At 59.1% G+C, this 23,212-nt stretch carries 21 protein-coding genes, 3 tRNA genes and 3 rRNA genes; 8 read left to right on the top strand and 19 right to left on the bottom strand.

Going from position 1 to position 23,212, the window contains the following annotated elements:
• Positions 1-34: 34 nt before the first annotated feature.
• Positions 35-328, top strand: coding sequence for a stress response translation initiation inhibitor YciH (gene yciH / locus ACYQ14_RS11060; protein WP_283835681.1), 294 nt, complete (start codon positions 35-37; stop codon positions 326-328).
• Between the two features lie 163 nt (positions 329-491).
• Here the strand turns inward: yciH and ACYQ14_RS11055 are convergent, their stop codons facing one another.
• From ACYQ14_RS11055 to ACYQ14_RS11030, 6 genes are all read right to left on the bottom strand, one after another.
• Positions 492-860: a rhodanese-like domain-containing protein gene (locus ACYQ14_RS11055; RefSeq protein ID WP_283835680.1), complete on the bottom strand. Its 369-nt coding sequence runs from the start codon at positions 858-860 to the stop codon at positions 492-494.
• Positions 861-942: 82 nt separating this feature from the next.
• Positions 943-1,545, bottom strand: coding sequence for an NUDIX hydrolase (locus tag ACYQ14_RS11050; protein ID WP_459888094.1), 603 nt, complete (start codon positions 1,543-1,545; stop codon positions 943-945).
• An 82-nt stretch (positions 1,546-1,627) separates the two neighbouring features.
• Complete coding sequence (locus tag ACYQ14_RS11045) at positions 1,628-2,038, bottom strand: DUF5809 family protein (RefSeq protein ID WP_283835677.1); 411 nt, start codon at positions 2,036-2,038, stop codon at positions 1,628-1,630.
• Positions 2,039-2,062: 24 nt separating this feature from the next.
• Complete coding sequence (locus ACYQ14_RS11040; RefSeq protein ID WP_283835675.1) at positions 2,063-2,527, bottom strand: DUF5810 domain-containing protein; 465 nt, start codon at positions 2,525-2,527, stop codon at positions 2,063-2,065.
• A gap of 220 nt (positions 2,528-2,747) precedes the next feature.
• Entirely contained in the window at positions 2,748-3,224 is a 477-nt protein-coding gene (gene rimI, locus ACYQ14_RS11035) for a ribosomal protein S18-alanine N-acetyltransferase (protein ID WP_459888089.1), read from the bottom strand.
• 92 nt (positions 3,225-3,316) lie between these two features.
• Positions 3,317-3,604, bottom strand: a complete 288-nt coding sequence (locus ACYQ14_RS11030) for a DUF6360 family protein (protein ID WP_459888086.1) — start codon at positions 3,602-3,604, stop codon at positions 3,317-3,319.
• A gap of 421 nt (positions 3,605-4,025) precedes the next feature.
• Between ACYQ14_RS11030 and ACYQ14_RS11025 the strand changes: the two genes are divergently transcribed.
• The 3 genes from ACYQ14_RS11025 to ACYQ14_RS11015 all read left to right on the top strand — a co-directional run bounded on the left by ACYQ14_RS11025 (position 4,026) and on the right by ACYQ14_RS11015 (position 5,098).
• A complete protein-coding gene (locus tag ACYQ14_RS11025; protein WP_283835671.1) occupies positions 4,026-4,157 on the top strand; it encodes a hypothetical protein in 132 nt (43 codons plus the stop codon).
• A 51-nt stretch (positions 4,158-4,208) separates the two neighbouring features.
• Positions 4,209-4,943 (top strand): DUF7119 family protein, encoded by a 735-nt coding sequence (locus ACYQ14_RS11020; RefSeq protein WP_459888084.1) that lies wholly within the window; start codon positions 4,209-4,211, stop codon positions 4,941-4,943.
• 81 nt (positions 4,944-5,024) lie between these two features.
• Positions 5,025-5,098 (top strand) — tRNA-Lys (locus ACYQ14_RS11015).
• A 419-nt stretch (positions 5,099-5,517) separates the two neighbouring features.
• On the opposite strand, the gene ACYQ14_RS11010 is transcribed toward ACYQ14_RS11015, so the two are convergent.
• The 5 genes from ACYQ14_RS11010 to ACYQ14_RS10990 form a co-directional block, all read right to left on the bottom strand.
• Positions 5,518-5,593: transfer RNA gene (locus ACYQ14_RS11010), tRNA-Cys, on the bottom strand.
• Between the two features lie 143 nt (positions 5,594-5,736).
• Positions 5,737-5,858, bottom strand: a 5S ribosomal RNA gene (gene rrf / locus ACYQ14_RS11005).
• 147 nt (positions 5,859-6,005) lie between these two features.
• A 23S ribosomal RNA gene (locus ACYQ14_RS11000) occupies positions 6,006-8,927 on the bottom strand.
• 208 nt (positions 8,928-9,135) lie between these two features.
• A tRNA-Ala gene (locus ACYQ14_RS10995) sits at positions 9,136-9,207 on the bottom strand.
• Positions 9,208-9,363: 156 nt separating this feature from the next.
• A 16S ribosomal RNA gene (locus tag ACYQ14_RS10990) occupies positions 9,364-10,837 on the bottom strand.
• Together the 16S, 23S and 5S rRNA genes with 2 tRNA genes alongside form the textbook arrangement of a ribosomal RNA operon.
• A 986-nt stretch (positions 10,838-11,823) precedes the next feature.
• Here ACYQ14_RS10990 and ACYQ14_RS10985 point away from each other — a divergent pair.
• Together ACYQ14_RS10985 and ACYQ14_RS10980 are read left to right on the top strand one after the other, a co-directional pair.
• Positions 11,824-12,201 carry a helix-turn-helix domain-containing protein gene (locus ACYQ14_RS10985; RefSeq protein WP_459888081.1) on the top strand — a complete coding sequence of 126 codons (378 nt, stop codon included), beginning with the start codon at positions 11,824-11,826 and terminating at the stop codon, positions 12,199-12,201.
• Positions 12,198-12,494 (top strand): DUF7521 family protein, encoded by a 297-nt coding sequence (locus ACYQ14_RS10980; RefSeq protein WP_459888078.1) that lies wholly within the window; start codon positions 12,198-12,200, stop codon positions 12,492-12,494. Before ACYQ14_RS10985 ends, ACYQ14_RS10980 begins: the two co-directional genes overlap by 4 nt.
• Positions 12,495-12,515: 21 nt before the next feature.
• Here ACYQ14_RS10980 and ACYQ14_RS10975 read toward each other — a convergent pair whose 3' ends face one another.
• From ACYQ14_RS10975 to ACYQ14_RS10945, 7 genes are all read right to left on the bottom strand, one after another.
• Positions 12,516-13,592: a multicopper oxidase domain-containing protein gene (locus ACYQ14_RS10975; RefSeq protein WP_459888075.1), complete on the bottom strand. Its 1,077-nt coding sequence runs from the start codon at positions 13,590-13,592 to the stop codon at positions 12,516-12,518.
• 209 nt (positions 13,593-13,801) lie between these two features.
• Positions 13,802-15,271, bottom strand: coding sequence for a dihydrolipoyl dehydrogenase (lpdA, locus tag ACYQ14_RS10970; RefSeq protein ID WP_459888072.1), 1,470 nt, complete (start codon positions 15,269-15,271; stop codon positions 13,802-13,804).
• A gap of 45 nt (positions 15,272-15,316) precedes the next feature.
• Entirely contained in the window at positions 15,317-16,972 is a 1,656-nt protein-coding gene (locus ACYQ14_RS10965; RefSeq protein WP_459888069.1) for a dihydrolipoamide acetyltransferase family protein, read from the bottom strand.
• Positions 16,973-17,971 (bottom strand): alpha-ketoacid dehydrogenase subunit beta, encoded by a 999-nt coding sequence (locus tag ACYQ14_RS10960; RefSeq protein ID WP_459888067.1) that lies wholly within the window; start codon positions 17,969-17,971, stop codon positions 16,973-16,975. It abuts the gene before it with no gap.
• Between the two features lie 2 nt (positions 17,972-17,973).
• Positions 17,974-19,083: a pyruvate dehydrogenase (acetyl-transferring) E1 component subunit alpha gene (gene pdhA / locus ACYQ14_RS10955; protein WP_459888064.1), complete on the bottom strand. Its 1,110-nt coding sequence runs from the start codon at positions 19,081-19,083 to the stop codon at positions 17,974-17,976.
• Between the two features lie 396 nt (positions 19,084-19,479).
• Positions 19,480-20,463, bottom strand: coding sequence for a lipoyl synthase (gene lipA, locus ACYQ14_RS10950; protein WP_459888062.1), 984 nt, complete (start codon positions 20,461-20,463; stop codon positions 19,480-19,482).
• Positions 20,464-20,739: 276 nt separating this feature from the next.
• Complete coding sequence (locus ACYQ14_RS10945) at positions 20,740-20,934, bottom strand: cold-shock protein (RefSeq protein ID WP_006182670.1); 195 nt, start codon at positions 20,932-20,934, stop codon at positions 20,740-20,742.
• A gap of 437 nt (positions 20,935-21,371) precedes the next feature.
• Between ACYQ14_RS10945 and ACYQ14_RS10940 the strand changes: the two genes are divergently transcribed.
• Positions 21,372-21,929 carry a hypothetical protein gene (locus ACYQ14_RS10940; protein ID WP_459888059.1) on the top strand — a complete coding sequence of 186 codons (558 nt, stop codon included), beginning with the start codon at positions 21,372-21,374 and terminating at the stop codon, positions 21,927-21,929.
• A 148-nt stretch (positions 21,930-22,077) separates the two neighbouring features.
• A complete protein-coding gene (locus ACYQ14_RS10935) occupies positions 22,078-22,941 on the top strand; it encodes an ABC transporter permease (protein WP_459888056.1) in 864 nt (287 codons plus the stop codon).
• Positions 22,942-22,980: 39 nt separating this feature from the next.
• Here the strand turns inward: ACYQ14_RS10935 and ACYQ14_RS10930 are convergent, their stop codons facing one another.
• A complete protein-coding gene (locus tag ACYQ14_RS10930) occupies positions 22,981-23,205 on the bottom strand; it encodes a hypothetical protein (protein ID WP_283836406.1) in 225 nt (74 codons plus the stop codon).
• Positions 23,206-23,212: the final 7 nt, after the last annotated feature.

Genomic DNA, 23,212 nt, shown 5'->3' with positions numbered 1-23,212 from the left:
TGTTTAATATGCTGGTTTCGTACGGGCGAACGTAATGTCGGAAGTCTGCTCGACGTGCGGGCTGCCTGATGAGCTTTGCGTCTGTGAAGACGTCGCCAAAGGTCAACAGCAACTCACCATCCGCATTGACGAGCGCAGATACGGTAAGGAGGTAACGATCATCCAAGGATTCGACCCCAAAGACGTCGACCTCGACAGTCTGTCGTCGGATCTCAAGTCAAAATTCGCCTGTGGCGGCACAGTCGAAGACAGCCAGATTGAACTACAAGGGAATCACTCCGGTCGCATCGAGGATTTCCTTCGGGATCGCGGCTTCAACGTCGCATAGGATGATCTGAGACGACTCCCGAACCCACGACAGCCCGTATCGCTTCACTATCGCCCCCGTTTTCTCCGTAGAGACCGACCCGAACAGCGCGGCGACCGGCCCGAACAGCACAACGACCGACACTGGCAGTACTGCTATCGGAAGTACCGAATTACGACCTCAATCAGAACGGTGATTCGGTGCTCTGTGTCGATTCGTTGGGTGACTCCTTCTCCGAAACGAGGCCGTACTTTAGCCCGTACTCCTCGAGACCGCCCTCCATACTTTCGACCGTCGCATCGGCGCTTCCTTCGTACGAGCCGATAAGATTGGCGGCCTGCACGCTCGCCTTCCCGTGCGGGCAGACGGTGACGATACGTTCCGCTTCCTCGAATTCCTCGATACGTCCCGAGAGCTCGTGGAACGGAACGTTTTCGCTGCCGGGGATGTGGCTGTGTTCGAAACTTCGCTCGTCGCGGATATCGACGATCCGAACGTCAGCGTTATTCTCGAGAAGTTCCTTGACCGCTTCAGTGGAGATTTCGCCGTCCATTTGCCCGGTTGTTAGACCTCGGGCTGAATAAGACCACGGGTCGCCCCCGATGTCGACATCGCCGGCAACACCACCGACCGCCTCAAAGCAATCCGTCTTCGCGGGCCAGCAACAGCGCGCTGATCGTCGAATCGTTCGCGGGTTGCTCGCGGGCCCGCTCGAACGCCTCCTCGACCGGAAGCGACGTCACCTCGAGAAATTCGTTGGAGTCGAGTTCGGTTTCTCCCGGAACGAGTCCGTCCGCATAGACAACGGCACGGTCGTGATCAAGCACACCCGTCGCGACGGCGTACTCCTGGAGAAGTACGGTCGTCGAGGGCTCGAACCCGGTTTCTTCCTCGAGTTCTCGCGCCGCGGCTTCGGTGTAGGACTCGCCGTCTTCGACAATCCCCGCGGGCAACTCGAGGTGGTGCTCACGAATCGCCGGGCGGTACTGCTCGACGAAGAGAATCCGATCCCCGTCGCCCGCCGAATCGCTCGATCCGACCGCGGTTCCCGTTACCTTGGCGACGACGACGACCGCCGGCGGCAGTTCCGCCCAGTAATAGCGCTTCTCGGTTCCGTCGGGCTGTTCGACCAGATCGTATCCCCCCTCGTACCAGCCCGTCTCGTACTCGGCCTCCCGCTCGATAACGTCCCACTCGTCCGGGACAGTCGGTTCGCGTGACTCGTCTGCGTCGGTCATCGGACCCGAATGGGGTCCGGAGTCGGTAATAGGTGCCGCTTTGGACGCTTCTCGAGCGGTCCGGTAGCGACGAACCGGGAGCTTACAAGAGATCGCGATACAATCGCCCGAACGCCTGTCGCCGGAGCGTCGCAACCGCCGCGTCCTCCTCGTCCTGAAACGTTGCGGCGACCGCCGAGCCGTCGGGGCCGGCGTGCCAGACAACGTGGTCGACAGACTCATGGCCCGTTTCCGTCACCTCACCGTCGTACTCCTCGAGCCAAGCCGTATACTCCTCCCGGGTGCCGACACGGACCGAAAGCATGCTGGCGAAGAGGGCGTCTCGAGCCGTCTCGACGACCTCACTGGAGACGCGTTCCTGATACTCCTCGCGGTCAAACTCCATCGCCTTGGCAACCTCTCGGACAACGGTCTGTGCCGCAGGACCGATGCTCTCGTAACGTTCGCTCGCATCAGCAACCGAATCGGGGGAAAACGAACCCGTCGTGTGCATAGTAGGACTGATGAGACCGGGCGATTACAGGGTTTCGTTGTCCGACTCCGTGGCCGTCTCCGAGAGCTCACGATCCGACGACTCCGCGGACGGATCGTCATCCGAAGTTCCCTCGCTCCCATCCGACGACTCGTACAGTTTTCGAGTCAGCTCCCGAGCCTCCTCAAGAGCCCCCTGAGCCTCCGGACTCGGCTCCTGTGTCGTCGATCCACGACCCGGCTGACGGGACTGTGCGGCCAGTTCTGCCTCGAGCGACGGCGACTGTCCGTGATCGGTTCCCTGTTTGATCTCCGGTGTCTCAACCTCGGATGCATGCTCGGTAACGATCTCAGCGAGCTCGTCCGGTCCCCGTTCGTTCCAATTGGGTGCGTAGGTTTCGAGCCACTCGAGATGATCCTCTCGACCCAGTGAGGCGGTCACTGCGAAATGATTCGCGAGGTGGACACCATCGGCTTCCTCGGTCCCACAGACTGGACAGGCGTATCCCATACCGGCGCGTACGGTAGCCAACGGTAAAATCACCTCGTCTCCGAATCAGCCACGCTTCAACTACTCAGTCGCTCGATCCAATCGAACGAGATGGGGAACCACCGTTCGAAGTGTGACGTTCACGCCACCCGCGAGTGGCAAAACCCCGTTTGTAGATTCGGCGGCATCGTCGATCAGGAACCACGGTCCACTACCCATCGAAAGGTGGATTTGTCCGATACTACTCGAGTTCGTAAATCATGACGATGGCATCCTCGTCGTTCTCGTAATAGTTCGGTACGCGTCGAAGCGGATCGAATCCGAAGGTCCGATAGAGGCGTCTCGCACCGCCGTTAGATGGTCGGACCTCGAGTTTGATCGAGTTTGCCTCGTACGTGCCGAGTACGGAGAGCGTTCGGGTGAGCAACGCCGAACCGACTCCCGAGCCACGATGGTCGGGATGAACGGCGATATCCTTGATGTGACCCAGATTTCGGCCGTAGTTCGGCGTAACATCGGAAACAACGTAGCCGACAATCGACCGGTTTTCGCCGATCGCGACCAGAAACCCCGGCTCGCCGAGAAACGTTTCGAACGCATCGTAGGGCCACGGTTGGGAAAACGACGCGTTTTCGATCCGGACGACGGCAAGGAGGTCGGCCCGTTGTGCCCGCCGAATCGAGAGGCTGTCTCCCCCCTCTGGAACAGGGACCGTCATGGACGAATCTATCACACCGAACCATAAAAACGAACCGTCGGGCAAATCGGGAGGCTGCTCCCGGGTTCGGACGTACTCGAGTCGGCGAAATTCTAACTCTCGGTATCTTCCGCTTCGACTCGTTGGGCGTGCTCCTCGAGATCGGCCGCCAGCGCTCGAGCCTGATCGGGACCTAACTGCAGTTCCACCATGTGCGCCGGGAAGTGCTCTTCCGCTCGATTATCGAGTTCGACCTGCAACTGAACATCGGCCGGATCCGTGCGATTCGTCGTCGCGTCCACCACGGCAACCGATTCCGTTTCGAACTCGTATCCAGTTGCGACCGCATCGACGTAATCTAACGTCGTGTACGCAGTAACGGACATCAGGCGGTTTGTCATAGCCCCAGTATCACTTCGAATCCACTTAGCCACCGCGGCTTCGGTCGACGCCTCGAGTCGTGTTGTGAACCCTCGGCAATATATAACAGATCGTCGCCGTTCCAGTAAATATCTGAGTAATAACGTAATATCCACACCCGTTCCTGGATCTCTATCGATCGGACAGGAAACAACAGTTGATGACGAGGTGTATGACCAAAATCGCAGTACCTGACGGCATTCTCTCCCGTGGAACGAAACCGAGATACCGGCTATCCTTTCCGCCATAAGCGAGTACGGGTATCGCTTGCACCCGAAGGCGAACTTATGGGCTTGTCGAACAAACGAATGGTTATGATCCGCGTTTCGCGAACTCGAGTCGGCAGACGGCAGCACGTTTCGGCCGATGTCGCACCAGAATTACACCAGACAGAGGGCCAACATGACTAAAACAGAATGTGCGACTGAACCGGTAGACGACGATGAACGCGACGACAGTCACCTCGACGACGTCGAGGTCGGTGCGGGCTGTACGGAAATCTGGGAACACCTCGCTGAGGAACGCGACGAGTGAGACGTATACCCGAACAAGAGCTTTTTGGCGACTTGCTCCCTCTATGTGGTCATGAGCGATAATCGGCGCGGCGATCAACCATCGGAAGAAGCCGGTCAATCAGTGCCAACAGATCGGAAATCACCTGTTGGGGCACCAGTCATCCGTGGTGACGAATCGGTTGCCGGAAACCGCGCCCGCAAGGCCGTCCAATTCGACCCTGATGACCCCGAGAGCCTCGCCGACGCAGCCGAGACTGTCAGACAGTTCGCGGCCGGGAACACCACGGGAGATCACCTGTATATGCTTCGCGGAGCGGCCGCATGTGCGGCCCTCGTCCGCGGCGAAGGATCGTACAAGGCCGCCGCGGAGCGTGCACGCGATGGAATCGACGAAACGACCTTGAGCGAGGACGATGCCGAACCCGAAACCGCTACCGTTTCGTTTATTCGAAAATGGGCTCGCGTTCACGACCTCCCCCGATCGGTACGTCGGCAGGTCGCCCTCGGGCAGATCGCACCAACCGCGGCCAAACACATCGCACGCGTTTCCGGCGAATCTCGCCTCCTCTTGGCGTGGGCCACACTCGACGGCGACCTCACTGTTCGGCAGGTCAGAAGCGTCGCGAGCGCCGTCAACGATGACACCCCTATCGACCGCGCCCTCGCCCAGTGCGACGTCCAATTGGGACACCTCGAGCTCAGCCTCCCACCGGTTATCTACCGCGACCTTCGACAACAGGCGTCTCTCGAGGGCAGGCCCCCCGGAGAGATCGTCTCGAATGCGTTAGAGCAATACCTCGAATGAGATCCATCCGGTAATTCTCCACCGAATTCACCATCGGAGAAAGAAACGTTTAACCACTACTCGCCGATAGTACAAGACACAGGGCCGGTAGCTCAGTTTGGCAGAGCGTCTGGCTTTTAACCAGACGGTCGCGTGTTCAAATCGCGCCCGGCCCGCTTTTGCTCCGAGTAGTTACTTGACGAGCGAAGCGGCCACGAATAATTTACGGAGACTAGAACCCTTGCCAGACCGCCCCGATGTTTTCGATTCGTTGCTTCCGTGTCTTCCGAACACGATCCAGCCGCTGAAATCAGCGGAAAAGTGAACGTAGCTCTGATCATCTCTCTGGACTACAATAACGGAACTATCGTGATTTAGTTGATAATCGACTGTTGATTTCGGAGTAGGGAAAGTATCGCCAATACTGAAAGAATAGAGAAATACCATATTTATCGTCCGTAACACACTGTATTCCTTAGATCGACAGTGTCAGATGAACGTCGACGAAGGGGAAGACGATTTAAACCGACGGTGGGCGCTCACTGATTTAAAACCGCAATCCAGATCTTCCGCTCGCAACGAAGTGTTTCGGAAAAGCCAAGGGCCGGATTTGAACCGGCGGTGGGCGGCTCTGCAGGCCGCTGCGTTCGGCCGGACTCTGCCACCTTGGCGCAGATAGTGGTAGACGAGTTGCGCGCATAACGGTTACGGTCCCCGACGGCGATGCGACGTGAAGGCAACGCTGTCGGTACTCGAATACGAAATAGCGAAACCTCAACCAGCGTTCCCACTGGTTGAGGTAATAAAGTATGAATGGAGGCGGCGAATCAGATTTCCCAGAGGGTCTCCCACTCCAGTACTGACCGAAACGCAGGCAGGCTTATCTTCCGTGTTCGGGATGGGTACGGGAGGAACCCCGCCGCTATGGCCGCCGTAACGCCGAGCTACGGATTCGAACCGCCACACACGCTCACTAACGAGCGTGTGACAGCCAGTCTCGGAAACGGTGCCGAACCGTGTGTACGTGTAGTCCAGTTCACGCCTGGACCCGTTTCCGGGTCCGTACATGATCCAAATGCGTATGAATGGTGGCTCAATCTGTTAGTGCTCGCGGGCTCAACACCTCGTTGCCTTGGTGCGTACACCCCGAGTCTATCGAACTCGTCTTCTACGAGTGATTTCAGATGGTATCTCTTTTCCAAGTGGGTTTCGAGCTTAGATGCGTTCAGCTCTTACCCCGTGGTGCGTGGCTGCCCAGCACGTGCCCTCTCGGACAACTGGTACACCAGTGGCACCCATTCGTAGTTCCTCTCGTACTATACGAACGTTCTCGTCAGATACCGTAACACCCCCAATAGATAGCAGCCGACCTGTCTCACGACGGTCTAAACCCAGCTCACGACCTCCTTTAATAGGCGAACAACCTCACCCTTGCCCGCTTCTGCACGGGCAGGATGGAGGGAACCGACATCGAGGTAGCAAGCCACCCGGTCGATATGTGCTCTTGCGGGTGACGACTCTGTTATCCCTAAGGTAGCTTTTCTGTCAGCAATTGCCCGCATTAAGCAGGCTAATTGGTTCGCTAGACCACGCTTTCGCGTCAGCGTCGATTGTTGTGCTCGACACTGTCAGGCTTCCTTATGCTCTTGCACTCTTACTCGGGTCTCCGACCCGAGTGAGGAAACCTTGGGGCGCGCTCGATATCTTTTCAAGCGCGTACCGCCCCAGTCAAACTGCCCGGCTACCGGTGTCCTCCGCCAGGAGTGAGAGTCGCAGTCACCATCGGGTAGTATTTCAATGATGCCTCGGTGGCCCGCTAGCGCGGGTACCTGTGTAGTGGCTCCTACCTATGCTGCACAATGGCGACCACGTCTCAGCGACAGCCTGCAGTAAAGCTCTATAGGGTCTTCGCTTCCCCTTGGGGGTCTCCAGACTCCGCACTGGAATGTACAGTTCACCGGGCCCAACGTTGGGACAGTGGCGCTCTCGTTGATCCATTCATGCAAGCCGCTACTAAAGCGGCAAGGTACTACGCTACCTTAAGAGGGTCATAGTTACCCCCGCCGTTAACGGGTCCTTCGTCTCATTGTACTGAGTGTTCAGATACCCGCACTGGGCAGGATTCAGTGACCGTACGAGTCCTTGCGGATTTGCGGTCACCTATGTTGTTACTAGACAGTCGGAGCGCCCGAGTCACTGCGACCTGCCTCTCTCCGAGGCAGGCATCCCTTATTGCGAACGTACGGGACTAACTTGCCGAATTCCCTAACGTCGGTTGATCCCGACAGACCTTGGCTTTCGCCGCCACGAGTACCTGTGTCGGATCTCGGTACGGACAGTGTGATCGTCTTTTCACGGGCTCCAGATTGACCCAGCTTGCGGCATCCCACCATTCATCCGCTTCGTGCCATTACGGCTTCCACGGATTTCGATGGTTACACCGGGCGAATGCCCGGCCTGGGCGGCTCCAAAGCGTCGACTTCTAATTCACACTGGCATAGGAATATTAACCTATTTCCCTTTTGTCTCGTTCGAACTGCGGCGAGACTTAGGACCGGCTAACCCTCAGCTGATCAGCATTGCTGAGGAACCCTTACTCGTTCGGCCGTCGGGGTTCTCACCCGACTAACGCTGCTACTATGACCAGAATTTTCGTTACTGAACGGTCCACACGAAATCTCTTCCATGCTTCCATCCGAACAGTACGCCAACCTACGGAATCACACCTGTAAGGTGTGTCGCTCGGTCTCGGTGGTGGACTTGAGCCCCGATCATTTTCAGCGCGCCGAACCTCGGCCGGTAAGCTGTTACGCTTTTCTTAGAGGGTAGCTGCTTCTAAGCTCACCTCCCGGCTGTCTAGGGCTCGGCACCACTTTCGATCGCACTTAGTCCACACTTGGGGACCTTAACCCAGCTCTGGGTTGTCTCCCTCACGGTACACAGGCTTACCCCGCGCACCGGACTCCTCACGTCAACAGCGTTCGTAGGTTCGGAGTTGGACAGGGAGGCGAACTCCTCTCGGAGGCCGGTCTCCCAATCCGTCGCTCTACCCCACAAACTACCTCGGTGAAGGTCATGCTTCGACATGTTTCGGTTGGAACCAGCTGTTTCCGGACTCGATGGGCCTTTCACCCCTACACATAAGTCACGAGAGGGTATTGTAGGACACCAACTCTAACGGACCTCCACGTGCCTTTCGGCACGCTTCGTCCTGCTCATGCGTAGATCGTCCGGTTTCGGGTCGTGTCCGAGTGGCTCCCCGCGCTTGAACACGGTGACCCTGGTGCAAAGCACTGCGGTCATATCGGTTTCCCTATGCCTTCCCTGATGATCAGGTTAGACTCGCCAATCAGACACACTCTCTGGTTCGTTTTTCAAAACGTACGACAGAACACCGGCTTCCGACACTGCTTACTACAGATTCGCATCTGATTCATTGTGTGTCGGACCTTGTGTGCCCTGTCGTTCTATCGCCAACTGATTTCACGCCCTATTACACCTCCCTTCTTGGGGTGCTTTTCAGCGTTCGCTCACGCTACTTGTTCGCTATCGGTCTCAAGGAGTATTGAGTCTTTGCGGTCAATGCCCGCAACATTCACGAGGAATATCCAATCCCCGCTACTCTGGAGCTGACGCACATCGTACTTCTTGACGGTACGGGACTGTCACCCTGTTTCGTACTCCGTTCCAGGAGATTTCTCATCAAGTTTCGGATGCTGAATGTCAGTCCGAACACCACATTGCCCGTAAGGGCTTCGGTTTGGACTGTGTCGGGTTCACTCGCCGTTACTAACGACATCGCGGTTGCTTTCTTTTCCTGTCGATACTAAGATGTTTCAATTCTCGACGTTCCCCATTGCGCGAAGCAATTGCGGTGGGGATTCCCATTCGGAGATCCTGAGTTCTTCGCCTCCGTGCGGCTCCCTCAGGCTTTTCGCAGCTTGGCACGTCCTTCTTCAGCTCTTGAGCCGAGCGATCCACCAGCTGGCACAGTAGCCACGTTCTTTCGGATCAGTAGTGACCCGGGAACGGGTCCAGTGGACGCCTGGACTACACGTACACACGGTCTCATCTGCACGCCCGTAGACAGCGGGCCTGCATTAACCCTTCCCACCCACACTTGCGCGGGGTGGTGCATTGGTTCGTTGCTTCGGATTAAATCAACGCCCCGTCTCCCACTTAAGGGACACGATTTGTGATTTAACCCGAGTCATGGACCCACAGGGATTCGAACCCTGGGCATCCTCCTTGCAAAGGAGGCACTCTACCACTGAGCTATGGGCCCACCCCTGTCTGCTCATAGTGCAGTCAGGGGATCAATCGGGAGTGTTAGCCTTGACAGTTCTAAGGTGCTCGCTCGGCCTGACGGTGGTCGAGTGAACGTGTGGACCGAGTTCGCAAAACCGCGTGTGGGCCGGGGCGTCGCCCCGGTCCCGGTCTGTGGAGGTGATCCAGCCGCAGATTCCCCTACGGCTACCTTGTTACGACTTAAGCCCCCTTGCGAAGCCCAGATTCGATCGGCGTTGCGCCGGCCTCATCCGGACCTCACTCGGGTGCTTTGACGGGCGGTGTGTGCAAGGAGCAGGGACGTATTCACCGCGCCCTTCTGAGGCGCGATTACTACCGAATCCAGCTTCATGCGGGCGAGTTTCAGCCCGCAATCCGAACTACGATCGAGTTTCGGAGATTAGCGTCGCCTCTCGGCGTAGCATCCCACTGTCTCGACCATTGTAGCCCGCGTGTAGCCCAGCACATTCGGGGCATACTGACCTACCGTTGCCCGTTCCTTCCTCCAGTTTGGCACTGGCAGTCCTCTTAATGTACCCAACCACCTCAAGGGTGTTGCTGGCAATTAAGGGTGCGGGTCTCGCTCGTTGCCTGACTTAACAGGACGCCTCACGGTACGAGCTGACGGCGGCCATGCACCTCCTCTCAGTGGCTCCAGTAAGCTCATCACACTGACTTTCACTGCACACTGTCGATGCTGGTGAGATGTCCGGCGTTGAGTCCAATTAAACCGCAGGCTCCTCCGGTTGTAGTGCTCCCCCGCCAATTCCTTTAAGTTTCATCCTTGCAGACGTACTTCCCAGGCGGTCTGCTTCACGGCTTCCCTACGGCACAGCACAGGCTCGTAGCCTGTGCCACACCTAGCAGACATCGTTTACAGCTCGGACTACCCGGGTATCTAATCCGGTTCGTGACCCGAGCTTTCGTCCCTCACCGTCGGATCCGTCTTTCCAGAGCGCTTTCGCCACCGGTGGTCCGTCTCGGATTACAGGATTTCACTCCTACCCCAGACGTACCCTCTGGATCTTCCGGTCCCAAGCCATGCAGTTTCCACCGGACGCCTCCCCGTTGAGCGGGGAGATTTCCCGATGGACTTGCGTGGCCAGCTACGGACGCTTTAGGCCCAATAATAGCGGTCATCACTTGTGCTGCCGGTATTACCGCGGCGGCTGGCACCGGTCTTGCCCAGCACTTATTCGCCGACCATCCTACGGTCGGAAAAAGCGAGGACTATATGCCCTCGCACTTGGAGTCCCCTTATCGCACTCTCGTGCAGTGTAAAGGTTTCGCGCCTGCTGCGCCCCGTAGGGCCCGGTATCTTGTCTCAGATACCGTCTCCGGGCTCTTGCTCTCACAACCCGTACCGATTATTGGCACGGTGGGCCGTTACCCCACCGTCTACCTAATCGGCCGCAGCCACATCCTATCGCGCCTGAGCATTTCTAGCTCGCGCCACTCCAGGGAGCGAGCCGTATGCACTATTAACCTCAGTTTCCCGAGAGTATCGTGCTCGATAGGGTAGTTTGGCCACGTGTTACTGAGCTATCTGCTACGAGTCTGAACTCGTACAACTAGCATGGCTAAATCGGACTCCAATAGCAATGACCTCCGGCAGGATCAACCGGAATGCTAAATCCCCTGCGATGCAGGGGGGTTTGGCGGTGAATGGTATAAATACACACTCACACATTGCGTGGTCCACAGTTCGGCGACCAGATCGTCGACCGATCGAGCGTCACCGAACTGTCAAGGCTAACATCAGATCCCATCTTAACGGCGGACCGCAGGGGTAGGATCCTCATTTCCTTCGGACTCTATCATACGTCTTCGAGGGTACAAAACCCCTTCGGAGTATGACCGTCCGAGATGACGAGCCGAGTTGAACGGCCCGTCGATCACGTGTTCGTTGCGTTCATATCCGAACTGCCCTATCCTTATAAGGCCGTCGGATCTGAATCGGCGCCGGAATCGATCACCGGCGCCGGATTTCACGTAACCAATCGTAGACGACGACACCATATAAGGGCGTCGTCTCGAGGCGACCGGGTCGACCCCGGTCGCGGTCACGTTCATAGTCAAATTCCCTCGAGCACTTAAGGTCATTGCATCGACCTCGGCCCGAGTCGGAGACGAACTGCCCTCCGTGCCGGAATCCGGCCAGAGGGGACGTGACATCCTGCGTCACGTCGTTTACATTCATAACGAGGAGACGGTCCCTACATAAGGCCGTCGAACGAACTTCCCTCCGCATCCCGCTACCATGGCACGGTTTTCCACCCGTCAATTACTCCGCTGACACTAATAAATGGAGACGAAAACAAAATAGCGCATCCGCTCGAGAGGAGATAGTAATATCGCGCGGGCGGAGGTCGGCCAATCATTCCGTCCTTGCAGACACGGTCTAACCGAATGATACCCGCGCAGTTTCCTATTCGAGCGCGCACGCAAGAACTCTTTCTTTCGAATATCGACGGGGCTGGTTACCTGGGTGAGCCGAGCATCGTAACACGCTCGGCAACCAATGGCGAAGATGTTCGTGTTCGAGGCGTCAGCAGGCAAAAGCGGTGATCAGCATCGATGCGAATAAATCACGGGGGTGACTAGAAAGAGACGAATGGTCCGGGACCCGATCGCTTCGGAGTCGATGCCCTCAGCCGAAGAGATTTGTGCTGCGCTCGACGACCCCGACTGTCGGGAGATTATCCGGAATCTCGACGAACCGCTGACGGCGTCCGAGCTGACCGAGCGGTGTGAAATTCCGCAATCGACGCTGTATCGGAAACTCGAGTTACTCACCGACGCAACCTTACTCGAGGAGTCGACCGACATCAGACGCGACGGCCACCACGCGAGCAAGTACACGGTCGCGTTCGAAGAGATTACGCTCGTTCTCGAGGACGACCGTTCGCTCGCAGTCCGAATCGAGCGACCGGCCCGGACTGCCGACGAACGGCTCGCGGAACTGTGGTCGGAGGTGCGAAAGGAAACATGAGCACGGAACTAATCGAACCGACCACCGCCTCGATGGCGTTGATGGTCGTTAAAACGTTATTACTCGTTGTTGGAAGCATAATCACTTACTTCGCATTCAAGGCCTACCGCCGAACGCGCCAGCCCGCACTCGGCTATCTCACAGTCGGGTTCGGAATTGTAACGCTCGGGTTCGTTCTCGCAGGAATGGTTCACGAAGTGTTGAACATCGGACTAACGGTTGGAATCCTCGTCGAGAGCCTCCTTGTGCTCGTCGGATTCACAATCATCGCGTACTCGCTGTACGTACAGTAATGAAGGTCGGGGAAGAAAGTCCTACTCCTCGTATCCCGCGTCGTCCATGATTTCGCCGAACTCCTCGGTTTCCATCGCTTCTTCGTAGACGATCGCGGTCGCCATTCCGCCCGGATAGCTGCCGTTGGTGGTAACGTGATGGACCTTGTGACAGTGGGCCGGATAGATGCCGGGGTCGGCGTCCGCCTCGAACTCGAGGGTGAGCCGTTCGGCGGGGGCGATATTGACGACGTCTTCGTCGTACTGCGCCGATTCGGGAATCGGCGAGCCGTCTTTTTCGACGACCGTGAACCGGTGGCCGTGGGTGTGGAACGGGTGACTTTCGTAACCGTTGTTCGCGATGTGGAGGCGAACCGTCTCTCCCGCGGAGACGATCAGCGGCGATCCGAGTTCTGGATGAAACGTCGAGGGAGCGCTCCGTCCGTTGATCGTGTAGGCGTCCGAAGAGCGATCCGTCGGCGAGTAATCGGCGTCGCCGCCGGCGTTTTGCTCGTGAAGGCGAGTATCCCAGTCGCGAAGCGTCAGGAAATACTCCCGGTCCGGCGGTTCGTATCCCTCCGGATCGACCCTGATGATACCGTACATTCCCATATCGAGGTGATTGTGAGTCTGGTAATGGCAGTGATAGACGTGCGTTCCCGGAACGTCACCCTCGAGCGTGTAGGTGTGGCTCTCGCCAGCCCCGACGCGGTCGCGGTTGGTAACGGGTGCGCCGTCGTCGTCCCACACCTTCCCGACGGCGTGGACGTGAACGGTGTGCGGTCGGGTGTGGTCGTTGTCGTACGTGAGCTCGAACGTCTCCCCTTCTTCCATTCGATAGATCGGGCCGGGAACCGACGGCTCGAGATCGTCCGCCTGCCAGGCCCACACCTCGGGAAGCTCGAGTGGGCCACCACTGGCCTCCTCGGTCACGAGTTCGTGGCGTGCGGAGACCGTCTGGAGTGTTGATTCGTATCCCTGATCGGCGAGATCCACGATTTGGGGTGGTGCCGTGTAGGGATGGTCGGTCAGCGGTTCATCGTCTTCGTCACCATCGTCAGACTCGGAAACGTCAGGATCCTCTTCGAAGAACGAAGAAGTACACCCCGAGAGCGCCATCAGCCCACCTGCACCGGCAGCTGAAAGAACGGTGCGACGTCGAACGGTTGCAGTCGAATTCAGGTTCCCCATGGTACAGTTACGGATTCACACCGAGGGGTGAAGGAGTCGTATGGGAGTTCCTACGACTCGGGAAAAAGCGAGAAAGATGAGGGTGTAGCCGTCGAAGAGCACGGAAACGGTCGGGCGACGCTCGGACGGCTACCGCCCTACCGATTGAGCGTGTGGATCGCGTGTCCGAGTGCGTTCTCGGCGGCTTCCATCACGGATTCCGAGAGCGTCGGATGGGTGTGTATCGTTCGAGCGATATCCTCTACGGTCGCTCCCAGTTCGATCGCGAGGCCGATTTCGGCGATCAGTTCGGATGCCTCGGGGGCGACAATCTGTGCGCCGAGGACGAAGCCGGCCTCCTCGTCGGCGACGATGCGGACGAACCCGTCGGATTCGTTCATCGTCAGCGCGCGTCCGCTCGCGCGAAGTGGGAACTCGCCGACGAGCGGCTCGAATCCCTGTTCGGCCGCTTCGTCTTCGGTGAGCCCGACGGTTCCGATTTCGGGCTCCGTGAAGACGGCGGCGGGCATCGCCTGGTAGTCGATCGCCGAGGGCTCGCCGGCGATCACTTCGGCGGCAACCTGGCCCTCCATCGACCCCTTGTGTGCGAGCATGGGTTCGCCGGCGACATCGCCGACCGCGTAGACGTGCTCTCGATTGGTCCGCGCTCGGTCGTCCGTCGGGATGAATCCGCGGTCGTCGGTCTCGATCCCCGCGGCCTCGAGATCGAGCGTATCCGAAACGGGCTGGCGTCCGACGGCGACGAGCACCTTCTCGGCGTCGAGTTCGATCGACTCCGCTTCGGGGGCTTCCATCTCGCCGCCGTCTGCGGCCGCCTCTTCTGCGGGTTCGGCGATGACGCGGATCTCGTCGCCGTCCTCCAAGTCGTGCCACTCCGATGCCGTGTACCCGAACTCGAACTCGACGCCGAGTTCCTCCGCGCGCTTGCGGACGGGACGCGAGAGGTCGTCGTCGTAGCCCGGAAGTGCGTCCTCGAGCATCTCGATCACCGTTACGTCGGTACCGAGTTTCGCGAAGACGCCGGCCAGTTCCATCCCGATGTAGCCCGCGCCGACGATCACCAGCGACTCGGGGACCGACTCGAGGGCTAACGCCTGCCGCGAGTCGAGAACGGGCTCGTCGCCGTACTCGAAGCCGGGAATCTCGATGGGACGGGAGCCGGTCGCGATTATCGCGTCTTCAAACTCGAGGCTCTCGCTCCCTTGCCCTTCGCCGTCGTGGGAGACCCGGACCGTGTTTTCGCCGTCGAACTGGGCGGTTCCCTCGAGCAGGTTGACCCCATTTGCCTTGCAGAGTTTCTCGACGCCGCTCGTAAGCTGGTCGACAACCTCGTCTTTCCAGCCCATCATTCCCGAGAGATCGATCGCGGGGTTCGCGTGGATGCCCATCTCTTCGGCGTGGCTCGCCTCGTGGGCGACGTTCGTCGCCGAGATCAGCGCCTTCGAGGGAATACACCCGTGGTTCAGACAGGTTCCGCCGTAGGCGTCCTTTTCGACGAGCGTGACGTCGAGATCCAGTTGTCCGGCACGGATCGCGGCCACGTAGCCCGCGGGTCCAGCGCCGATTACCAGTACGTCCGTGCCAGTTGTGACATCTCCAACGACCATTGTAGTGAGTCTCTTTGTCCGCTTGCGTGTCCCTTCGCCCGCCCGCTACTTCAACAGTAGCAGTTCGGGGTCCTCGAGGTACTCCATCAGTGCGTTCGCAAACCGCGCGCCGACCGCGCCGTCGATCAGCCGATGGTCGAACGACAGCGAAAGGGTCATGACCGAGCGCGGTTCGATCGATTCGGTGCCGTCCTCGTCGGTGACCACGCGAGGTTTGCGTTTGATCTCGCCGATCGCGAGGATGCCCGACTCTGGGTAGTTGAGGATCGGCGTTGCGTACTCGCCACCGATGCCGCCGACGTTCGTGATCGTAAACGTCGATCCCTGCAGTTCGTCGGGCGAGATCGAGCGCTCTCGAGCCTTCTGGACGAGTTCGTTCGTCTCCGAGGCGATCTGGAGCAGCCCTTTCCCGTCCGCGTCGTCGACGACGGGGACCATCAGCCCGACGTCGGTCGCCGTGGCGACGCCGATGTTGTAGTAATTCCGATAGACGACCTCCTCGTTTTCCTCGTCGATCACCGCATTCATCTCGGGGAACTCTTCGAGGGCGGCGACGACGGCCTTCGTGATGAACGGCATGTACGTCAGCTTGATTCCCTGCTCTTCGGCGCGGGGCTTGAGCCGCTCTCGGATTTCGACGAGTTCGGTGACGTCGACCTCATCGTGGTGGGTGACGTGTGGAGCGCTGTACTTCGATTCGACCATCGCGTCGGCGATGGCCTTTCGAACGCCTTTGAACGGCTCCCGACGTTCGCGTTCGCCCTCAAATTCGTCGGCGGCCGAGCTGGCCGAGGAAACGGCGGCCGCGTCGGCTTCCTGGGCCTGCCGTTGCATCGTCGCGTACTCTTCGATCGCTTCAGGCGTGACGAACGGCTCGCCGTCCCGCGTCTCGTCCGTCGGAACGGCGTCGATGTCGATGCCTTCCTCATCAGCGAGTCGACGCGTCGCGGGTACCGCGAGCGTTTGGTCGCGGTCGGCCGACTCGACGTGTGTCCGCGACTGGGTGACCTCACCAGCCGCATCCGCCACCGCACTCGAGTCCGCGACTTCGGCTTCATTCTCGGAAGCAGTGCTGGCGCTCGCGGAAGCGCCACCGCTCGAGGCGGAGTCGGCACTCGATCCGGATGCGGCCTGAGTTGCGGAATCGGTCTCCGCCGAGCCGTCGGCGGCCGCCCGAACGTCCCCCTCGGTGATCCGGCCGCCGGGGCCGCTCCCCTGGACGGACTCGAGGTCGATGCCTTCTTCGCGTGCCGTGCGTCGCACGCGCGGGGGCGCGAAGATTCGCCCTTCGGGCGTGGCGACCTCCTCGATATCGCCGCCCGTCGCGCCGGGGTCGCCGGCAGGTTCGGCTTCGGCGGAGGACTTGGAGTCAGATCCGGAATCGGCTGTCGCCGCGGAGTCCGCTGTTTCCGACGCGCTATCACCATCTTCGGCGTCGGCAGACGCGTCAGCGGTCTCCTCGCCCTCGACGTCGAACGTGATGATTACGTCGCCGACGGGAACGACCTCGCCTTCCTCGGCGCGCAGTTCCCGCACCGAACCGTCGACGGGCGAGGGAACCTCGACGAGGGCTTTGTCCGTCTCGACCTCGGCGACGGGCTGGTCCTCGGAGACTTTCTCACCCGCTTCGACCAGCCACGAGACCAGCTCGCCCTCGGCGACTCCCTCGCCGACGTCGGGGAGTTTGAATTCGTGAACCATCTAGAACCCCACCGCGTCTCGGATACCCGACTCGATGCGTGCGGGTTCTGGCAAATAGTAATCCTCGAGCGCGTACAGCGGGAACGGCGTGTCGAAGCCGCTGATACGTTCGACCGGTGCCTCCTGATAGAGGAGCGCTTCCTCCTGAATCGTCGCGGCGATCTCCGCGCCGAGTCCGCCCGTCTTTGGCGCTTCATGGACGACGGCCGCTCGTCCGGTTTTCTTGAACGAATCGACGATGGTGTCGACGTCCAGCGGGGACATCGTCCGCAGATCGACGACCTCGACGTCGATTTCGCCATCGAGGTTCTCGGCGGCCTCGAGGGTCGGTCTCGTCATAGCACCCCAGGTGAACACGGAGATATCGGATCCCTCGCGCCGGACCGCCGCCTCGCCGAGTGGCACCTCGTAGGACTCCGTGGGGACTTCCTCGCGGAACGCCCGGTAGATGAGCTTCGGCTCGAGGAAGATGACCGGGTCCGGATCCCGGATCGCGCTCGTCAGGAGCCCTTTCGTATCGTAGGGCGTCGAGGGGATGACGACCTTGAGCCCGGGTTGGTGAACGAACATCGCTTCGGTCGACTCGGAGTGGTGTTCGGGGGCGCGAATACCGCCGCCGTAGGGGGCTCGAACGACCATCGGACACGTGTATCGCCCGCGCGAGCGCGTACGGAGGCGAGCGGCGTGGCTGACGATCTGGTCGAAGGCAGGGTAGATGAATCCCATGAACTGCATCTCGGGGACGGGACGCATCCCGTAGGCCGCCATCCCGATCGCCGTGCCGACGATACCGGACTCGGCCAGTGGCGTGTCGATCACTCGATTTTCGCCGAACTCGTCGTAGAGCCCTTCGGTCGCGCGAAAGACGCCGCCGTTTTTGCCGACGTCTTCGCCCATGACGAGGACGTCCTCGTCGCGTTCCATTTCGGTGTACAATCCATCTCTGACCGCCTGTACGAGCGTGAGATTTTCGACCTCCGCCGTGGATTCTGCTGCCATTGTTAGTCCTCCAGGAGCGCGTCGTCACCGTGTTGCTCTCGAATCGTTTCGAACCACTCGAGCTGTTCCTGTAATCGTTTGGGCATTCCCTCGTACACGTGGGCGAAGATTTCCTCCGGGTCGGGGCGCTCGACGTTTTCGGCGGCCTCGATCGCCTCCGCAACCTCGTTCTCGACTCGCGAATCGATCGCGTCGACGCGTTCGTCGTCGAGAATCCCTTCCGACCGCAGAAACGTCTCGAGGCGCGGGATCGGGTCCTTCTGTTTCCAGCGTTCGACCTCGTCGTCGTCCCGGTAGACCGACGGATCGTCGGCCGTGGTATGTGCCCCGAAGCGGTACTGGACGGCCTCGATCAGCGTCGGACGGAGTTCGCCCTGGCCCGGATCCTTCGCCTTCTCGACGGCGTCGCGGGTGACCTTGTACACCGCCAGCGGGTCCATCCCGTCGACTTGAACGCCTTCGAATCCGTACGCAGAGGCCTTCTGTGCGAGGGTCGCGCTCGCAGTCTGGCGTTCTCGGGGAACCGAGATCGCCCACTGGTTGTTGTTACAGAAGAAGACCGTCGGCGTGTCGAAGACGCCCGCGAAGTTCAGTCCCTCGTGGAAGTCACCCTCACTGGTCGCTCCGTCGCCGAAGTAACAGAGGAAGGCCTTCTCCTCGCCTTTGAGTTTCGACGCCCACGCGGCACCCGTCGCGTGGGGAATCTGGGTTGCGATCGGAACCGCGACGGTGAACGTGTTCGAGTCCTCGGAGATTCGGTTGCCGAGTTCGTGACCCATCCAGTACAGCATCGTCCGCTTGAGCGACGTGCCCCGAACGAGCGCCGTTCCGTGCTCGCGGTAGCTCGGGAACACCCAGTCGTCATCCGCGAGCGCATGCGCGCTCCCGATCTGTGCGCCCTCCTGTCCCGACAGCGGCGGGTACGTTCCCATCCGACCCTGTCGTTGGAGGCTAACTGCGCGCTGGTCGAAGTGACGAACCAGTCGCATCTCCTCGTACATCTCGACCATCTCCTCGGCCGAAATATCGGGCACCGACTCCCCCTCGAGGAGTTGGCCGGAGTCGTCGAGCACCTGCACCTTCTCTCGAGGATCGCGTTGTAACGTACTCATGGAAAGAACCTCCGTAGCATACTCGTATCAACAACCGCTCGAGGTAAAGAATTTTCGTAAATAATTTACTGTTAGGAGGAAAATTGCCATCATTGCACAGATGTGTTCAGTGAGCCGGATATCGAACGGACGAATGTCTTATTTCTCGAACTATCATCGAACGGTGTCCAAAAGATAACGAATTTTCACACACGTTTTGGACGGACGACCAGCTCTCGACTCCGGAGGCCCCAACGAAATCGAACTCGGAGACGAGATGGCGTGGAGCCCCCTGAATCAGATTAGTCAGGAAAACAGGGTATGCGGGTGAAGCGGTCAGGGGAGGCAGATAAAGCGAACAGATTGGGACAGATTAGCCCCGAGATCCGCAAATTGGACGCGTGTTCCGGACGTAAATTAGACGCGACTACCGTGACTTCCTCGAGCGCGCTCGCGCGCACGCTCGACGCTCTCGCCTTCGCGCAACACCGCGTCGACGAACAGCTCGCCGGCTTTGTACGACGAACGAACCATCGGGCCGCTGGCGCAGTAGAGATATCCCAGTTCCTCCTCGGCGACGCGTCGCCACGTCTCGTACTTGTCGGGATGGTCGTACCGTTTTACGTCGAGGTGTGATCGCGACGGCTGGAGATACTGTCCCAGCGTGACGATATCCACGCCGCGCTCGCGGAGGTCGGCTAAAGTTTGGTAGACCTCGTGATCGTACTCGCCGTGGCCGAGCATGATCGAGGTCTTAGTGTAGATATCCGCGTTCCGGTCGACGTACTCGAGCACCCCGAGGCTCTGTTCGTAGCCCGCACGACGGTCTCGTATGGGGTACTGGAGCCGTTCGACGGTTTCGACGTTGTGGGCGATAACGTCCGGTTCGGCGTCGATTATCTTCTCGAGAAGCCGTTTTTCGCCCTGAAAGTCCGGAATGAGGACTTCGACGAGGATGCCGGGATGGCGTCGTTTGATCTCCCGAATCGTTTCGGCGAACTGACCCGCACCTTGATCCGGCAGATCGTCCCGATCGACGCTCGTGAGGACGACGTAATCGAGCCCAATCTCCGCGACGGCGCTTGCGACGTTTTCCGGTTCGTCGGGGTCGAGCGGCTCCATCCCGCCGGTCTCGACGTCGCAAAAGTTACAGCCCCGAGAGCACCGATCGCCCAGAAGCATGAACGTCGCCGTCCCGCCGCCGGTCTGTCCGCCTCCAGCATCCCCGCTAGAGGCAGGTGTACTCGAGCGGCCGGACCAGCACTCGCCGAGATTTGGACAGTTTGCCTCCTCACAGACGGTATGGAGGTTTTGCTCCCGCAAGGTCTCCCGAATATCGGCGAACTCTCGACCCGATGGTGGCTGGGTCTTCAGCCACTCGGGCTTTCGCGAACTGCTCATACCAGTGTGGTGGTGACCGACAGTGAAAATCGTGATGGTGATGTTCTCTCATACCCCTGTCAACAACGGGCTAGTTGGATACGACGAGTGCAACGGGCTAGTTGAATATGACGAGTGTGACGATACGATCAATTTTCGAGGAAACGTGGAAAATCGATTCCAGGGACGTGACTCGAGAAGAGCAGTTGTCACTCAAGGGCGGTAAGTCGGAATTCGAGAGCGCAATGGCTCTCGAGTGTTAAAGAAAGTAAAACCGGCTACTGAACGCGGACCCGTTTACAAACGGGTGACGTTGGTTGCGCGGGGACCTTTCGGTGCTTGTTCGATGTCGAATTCGATCTCTGTGCCTTCTTCGAGGTCCGGGCCGCCAACGTCTTCCATGTGGAAGAACACGTCGTCGTCCGCGTCGTCTGTCTCGATGAAACCGTAGCCGCCTGTGTCGTTGAAGAAATCAACGTTGCCTTTCGCCATTACAACTACATCAAGTGCCACGAGCCGTATAATGCTTGTGTTATATATTTCTGTAGGATAAGACAGGAAAGACTTTGGAATCAGGAATTACAGCACCTCAGTGGAATATTCTATTTGTTCAATTCAATTATTCTCCCAATTCATCGGTGTTTGTTGGATTTCTCGAGTGGTTTCCGAAACGGCTCATTCAATCGTCAGTTCCCCGTAGACGTGGTGTGAGTACACTAGACGTACAGAGAGTGCTCACGTTGAGTCTGTAGAGAGTGAGTCTATAGAGAACTGTTTCACGACGAACGCAAGCGGCTCGTAACGCACCAATTACGACGCGAGAAGGCTCGACAAATAGCGACAACGGAGACGAAATACAGGCAAGTGGTGGCTAGTGCGCGCACGAACGTTAAGTTTCTACAGGTTGTGTGACTGGTCTGGAAGCTACAATGTTCGCATTCGATCGGTTACGCCAGCTGCAGTCGAGTAACGATACGGAGGACGACGACACACGGTCGCGCGCTGAACACACCGCAGCTGCCTCCGTTCGAGGGCTGCAAGCCGGATTCGTCGCGACCTGTATCATGACCGCGTTCCGGCTCCCGATCCTTCGTTCGCTCCCGCCGTCGGCGAACTTCTGGACCCAGTACGTCGCCGACGGGGATCCGGACGATCATCCGGTTGCCGGACTCTTCTTGCACCTCGTTTACGGGATGAGCGCGGGGGCGGTCTTCGGCGGTCTCTTTGCACTCCAGGACGCCGAGCGCTCGATCGAGGCCGAACAGCGAGGGATCGTCTGGGGGTCGGTGTACGGAATGGTTCTCTCGGCGTTCGGTTCCCAGGTCATGCTCAAGGAGGTTCTCGACATCCGACTCGAGAATGACGAGCTCGCGCTGTTTCACGCCGGGCACCTCGTCTATGGACTTGCACTCGGCGCGTGGGTCGGCTCGCGAACCGAAGGCGTCGAAGATCCGGTAGCAGAGTACGAATACGACGACGGCAACTGAGCCGTTGGCTTGTTGTGAAAACAGGGTTGGAGGTGGTTGTGTTCCTAGCATACGGCCAAGATGGGTTAGCAACCGTTAACAGCGGTATTACGGCTTCTCGGGAACGTTCATAACAACCTGTATACCGACAACCGCCCGCGGATACAGTATGGAGATCGGGGTCGTCCTCGGCGTCATCGTCATTGGGTTCGTCCACGGCGTCCTGCCAGATCACGGCTGGCCGATCGCGGCGACCTATGCGTTGAACAAACAGCGACGGCTATTTTACGGGTTCGTTGCGGCTCTCATCCTCGGCGTGGGCCACCTCGTGAGCAGTGTCCTGTTGGTCCTCGCGTACTTCTGGTTCAGCACGTTCGCCGCCTTCGCCGAGGGACCGTGGATGCGATACGTCGCCGGGACGCTCCTGATCTTACTCGGCGTACACGAGTATCGCCACGGCGGCCACGCGATGGACGAACACGATCACGAAGGGCACGATCATCACGACGGCGAACAAACCGACGAGCGCGGCGACGACCGCCACGATTCCGATCACACTCACGAACACGGAAACAGCGGCCACAGCCACCACACGGACGGTGGAGACGAGACGCACCACACTGGAGACCGTTCTCAGCACCACCATGATGCTCGAGACGAGGACGACTCCGAAACCAGCGTTTTCAGCCGTGTGCGACGGCACCTCCCCGGCGGTGGCGGACACCAACACCTCGAGGAAGAACACGCACAGCGGGGGCTCTACGCGCTCGGAATGACCGCCTTGTTGCTGGGATTCGCTCACGAGGAACCGATCCAGATCCTGGCGATCTGCGTCGGGACGGAACGCTGTCTCGAGTTGATGCTACTCTATTCGACCGCGGTGATCATCGCCATCGTCACTCCGACGCTTCTGTTGATCGCGGGCTATGAACACCATCAAAAACGGATCGAGCGGTACACGCCGTACTTACCGACGATTACCGCAATCGTCCTCGTGGCGATGGGGATCGCGTTTATCACGGGACTCATCTAACGAAGCGTATCCACGGGAGATCTCCGACTCCGAAAAAGGTTAACCTGAGCTAGCTTTCGAGGAGCGTCCGCCCCGAAGAAGTTTGACGACGCCCTGAGCGGCCATCCCGATGAGGGCCCACTTCCAGGCGAAGACGGCGACGACGAGCAGGAGTGCGCCTCGAGTTCGTTTTCCGCGGTCGAACGATCGCTTCGCTTCGACGAGGACCGAGACAACCGTCAGCGAGCGAGTCGCTTTCGAGCCGAGGAATCGGGTGAGTGCCATACGTGTT

The organism is Halostagnicola bangensis (genome assembly GCF_054653435.1).
The sequence above is the reverse complement of the archived record's forward strand: the minus strand, read 5'-3'. Positions and strand labels throughout refer to the sequence as shown.

Coding starts and splice junctions, on each gene's coding strand:
- yciH (WP_283835681.1), top strand. CDS start 35: ATGTCGGAAGTCTGCTCGACGTGCGGGCTGCCTGATGAGCTTTGCGTC.
- ACYQ14_RS11055 (WP_283835680.1), bottom strand. CDS start 860: ATGGACGGCGAAATCTCCACTGAAGCGGTCAAGGAACTTCTCGAGAAT.
- ACYQ14_RS11050 (WP_459888094.1), bottom strand. CDS start 1,545: ATGACCGACGCAGACGAGTCACGCGAACCGACTGTCCCGGACGAGTGG.
- ACYQ14_RS11045 (WP_283835677.1), bottom strand. CDS start 2,038: ATGCACACGACGGGTTCGTTTTCCCCCGATTCGGTTGCTGATGCGAGC.
- ACYQ14_RS11040 (WP_283835675.1), bottom strand. CDS start 2,527: ATGGGATACGCCTGTCCAGTCTGTGGGACCGAGGAAGCCGATGGTGTC.
- rimI (WP_459888089.1), bottom strand. CDS start 3,224: ATGACGGTCCCTGTTCCAGAGGGGGGAGACAGCCTCTCGATTCGGCGG.
- ACYQ14_RS11030 (WP_459888086.1), bottom strand. CDS start 3,604: ATGACAAACCGCCTGATGTCCGTTACTGCGTACACGACGTTAGATTAC.
- ACYQ14_RS11025 (WP_283835671.1), top strand. CDS start 4,026: ATGACTAAAACAGAATGTGCGACTGAACCGGTAGACGACGATGAACGC.
- ACYQ14_RS11020 (WP_459888084.1), top strand. CDS start 4,209: ATGAGCGATAATCGGCGCGGCGATCAACCATCGGAAGAAGCCGGTCAA.
- ACYQ14_RS10985 (WP_459888081.1), top strand. CDS start 11,824: ATGGTCCGGGACCCGATCGCTTCGGAGTCGATGCCCTCAGCCGAAGAG.
- ACYQ14_RS10980 (WP_459888078.1), top strand. CDS start 12,198: ATGAGCACGGAACTAATCGAACCGACCACCGCCTCGATGGCGTTGATG.
- ACYQ14_RS10975 (WP_459888075.1), bottom strand. CDS start 13,592: ATGGCGCTCTCGGGGTGTACTTCTTCGTTCTTCGAAGAGGATCCTGAC.
- lpdA (WP_459888072.1), bottom strand. CDS start 15,271: ATGGTCGTTGGAGATGTCACAACTGGCACGGACGTACTGGTAATCGGC.
- ACYQ14_RS10965 (WP_459888069.1), bottom strand. CDS start 16,972: ATGGTTCACGAATTCAAACTCCCCGACGTCGGCGAGGGAGTCGCCGAG.
- ACYQ14_RS10960 (WP_459888067.1), bottom strand. CDS start 17,971: ATGGCAGCAGAATCCACGGCGGAGGTCGAAAATCTCACGCTCGTACAG.
- pdhA (WP_459888064.1), bottom strand. CDS start 19,083: ATGAGTACGTTACAACGCGATCCTCGAGAGAAGGTGCAGGTGCTCGAC.
- lipA (WP_459888062.1), bottom strand. CDS start 20,463: ATGAGCAGTTCGCGAAAGCCCGAGTGGCTGAAGACCCAGCCACCATCG.
- ACYQ14_RS10945 (WP_006182670.1), bottom strand. CDS start 20,934: ATGGCGAAAGGCAACGTTGATTTCTTCAACGACACAGGCGGCTACGGT.
- ACYQ14_RS10940 (WP_459888059.1), top strand. CDS start 21,372: ATGTTCGCATTCGATCGGTTACGCCAGCTGCAGTCGAGTAACGATACG.
- ACYQ14_RS10935 (WP_459888056.1), top strand. CDS start 22,078: ATGGAGATCGGGGTCGTCCTCGGCGTCATCGTCATTGGGTTCGTCCAC.
- ACYQ14_RS10930 (WP_283836406.1), bottom strand. CDS start 23,205: ATGGCACTCACCCGATTCCTCGGCTCGAAAGCGACTCGCTCGCTGACG.